Raw genomic sequence first — 2,594 nt, 5'->3', positions numbered from 1 at the left:
GAAGACGTGTATTAAAATGGAACGTATAATACCGGACACAAGCGCTGTAATCATAGGTGCAATTTCCGAAATCATGGAAAAGGAAGAGCTTGATTTTCCGGAAATAATTGTGCCTGAAGCGGTGGTTTGTGAACTAGAACATCAAGCCAATGCCAACAGATCTGAAGGCCATAGGGGATTAAGCGAACTTCAGAAACTCCAGAAACTTCAGGATGAAGGCAAGCTGGCAGTCAGCTTTAAAGGAAAAAGGCCTACAAATTACGATATCAGATATGCCAAAAGCGGCGAGATAGACAGCATCATAAGAGACCTGGCAAGAAGCGAAATGGGAATCCTCGTAACCAATGACAAGGTGCAGGCGGAAGTTGCAAAGTCACAGGGAATACCGGTTTACTATCATGAACAGGAATATGAGATAAAGCCACTTTCAATCGAGAAATACTTTGATGACGAAACAATGTCTGTCCATCTGAAGGAAAACGTTGTGCCGATGGCCAAAAAGGGAACACCGGGACACATTGACTTTGTCATACTGAATGAAAAGCGCTACACCTACAGGGAACTTAAAGAAATTATGGATGAAATTCTTGACAAGGCAAAAAGTGACCCCAAAACATATTTGGAAAGCGATAAGGAAGGCTCATTTGTTGTGCAGTCAAGAGAATACAGAATTTCAATAGCTTATCCTCCATTTTCAGAAGCTTTGGAGATAACTGCAGTCAGGCCAGTTGCAAACATCGATTTGAATGAATATCATTTATCAGATAAGCTTTTAGAGAGAATAAGAACAAATGCTGAAGGTATTCTGATATCAGGATCTCCAGGTGCAGGTAAATCAACATTCGTACAGGCAATCGGCAAATACTACTCATCAAAATTGAATAAGGTCGTAAAGACAATGGAATCCCCAAGGGATCTGCAATTGCCTGATGAGATAACACAATATGCACCGCTGGAAGGCAGCATGGAAAATACCGCTGACGTACTGCTGCTTGTAAGGCCTGATTACACAATCTATGATGAGCTAAGGAAAAACACCGATTTCAATATCTTTGCAGACATGAGGCTGGCCGGTGTTGGAATGATTGGAGTTGTCCACGCAACACGCCCTATTGATGCAATCCAAAGGATAGCTTCAAGGGTTGAGCTTGGAGTAATACCATCAATCGTTGATACCAGCATCTACATTGAAAACGGTAAGGTAACAAGCGTTTATGAGACAAAGATGACCGTAAAGGTTCCGACAGGAATGAAAGAGGCAGACCTTGCAAGGCCTGTCATTGAAGTGAGGGACTTTGAAACCGGCGAGCTCAAAAATGAAATCTACACATACGGTGAGCAGACCATTGTAATGGACATCGATTTGGTAAACGGCTCCGGCAGCGAAGAGAGCTATAAATCTTCAGTCGACAGAATCGCCGAGCAGGAGATTTTAAGAAAAGTCAAGAAGCTTGTCCCTAAAAAAGCGAAAGTTGACGTTGAAGTCATTTCACCTGAAAGGGCCAACATCTACATCCCAGAAGAGTTTGTGCCAAAAATCATCGGCAAAAACGGAAAAAGGATTGCTGAGATTGAGGAAAGCATTGGAATTAGCCTGGGCGTTGAAGTCATTGAAGCGAAACCTATCAGCAAGGCTCCGTTCGAAGTGGACATATTGCATACCAAAAAGCAGCTGATTCTGGAACTTGGAAAGGATAACGGACGCAAAAACTTCGACATTCTGATTGACGGAGAATATCTGTTGACCGCAACAACCTCCAAAAAGGGAGAAATAAAAATCAAAAGAGGAATAGAATTATCCGACTTCATCATAGAAGCCATTGAAATGGGATTGAAGATTACAGCAGTTCAAAAAATGTGATTAATATGAAAATTGGAGCATCTACACTGGCAGGAATCGAAAACGATTTGGAAAATGTTTTGGAATTCATTGAAGATTTGGGCATTGAATATGCCGAGATTGTCCACCAGTATCCTCATGACAAACCAGACATTGAATCTTTTGAAAGCTTTAATTTAAAATATTCCGTCCATACACCATTCATGGACGTCAATATCGCTGCGCTTCAGGAAAAAAGCAGGCTGAATTCCATCAGGCAGATTAAGGAATCCATTGATTTTGCCAATGAGATTAATGCGGAAGCAGTCGTTGTCCATCCGGGACTTGCAACATTTCTGGCAAACAAATACTTTTTGGATACAGTTTATGAATTTGCAAATGAATCAATTAAAGAAATCGGCGAATACGGACGTGATTTGGGAGTCCTGACCACAATAGAAAACATGCCTTCTTTTGACGGCATGCTTTATCAGAACATGAATGAATTAAATGACCTTCTCGTTTCACTGGACATGTCAATGACACTCGACATCGGCCATGCCAACCATGTGGGATATTCCCCAGACGAAATGATTTTTGATTCAATTAAACACATACATATGCATGATAATTTTGGTGATGATGATGCACACCTACCATTTGGTGAAGGCTCTATTGATTTAAAAAGCATAGTCAATAAGTTAGAAGAAAAAAATTATGATGGCATCTACATCATTGAGGTAAATGATACCGATTCTATCAAAAAAAGTTATGA

Annotated in this window: 2 protein-coding genes; both read left to right on the top strand. The window is 40.7% G+C overall.

Features of this window, described 5'->3' with window-relative positions; genetic code table 11:
* The first annotated feature begins 16 nt into the window (after positions 1–16).
* Positions 17–1,861: a PINc/VapC family ATPase gene (locus QZN27_RS09685; RefSeq protein WP_367237667.1), complete on the top strand. Its 1,845-nt coding sequence runs from the start codon at positions 17–19 to the stop codon at positions 1,859–1,861.
* Between the two features lie 5 nt (positions 1,862–1,866).
* Positions 1,867–2,594: sugar phosphate isomerase/epimerase (locus QZN27_RS09680; protein ID WP_296786989.1), on the top strand; the 728-nt coding region annotated here is incomplete at its 3' end.

The sequence above is a fragment of the uncultured Methanobrevibacter sp. genome (genome assembly GCF_900316895.1).
In the GTDB taxonomy this organism is placed as follows: Archaea; Methanobacteriota; Methanobacteria; order Methanobacteriales; family Methanobacteriaceae; genus Methanocatella.
Note: the sequence above shows the minus strand (reverse complement) of the source record. Positions and strands in the feature narration are given on the sequence as shown.

Bases quoted from the DNA above. Each gene is read 5' to 3' on its own strand.
- QZN27_RS09685 (WP_367237667.1), top strand. From the start codon at position 17: ATGGAACGTATAATACCGGACACAAGCGCTGTAATCATAGGTGCAATT.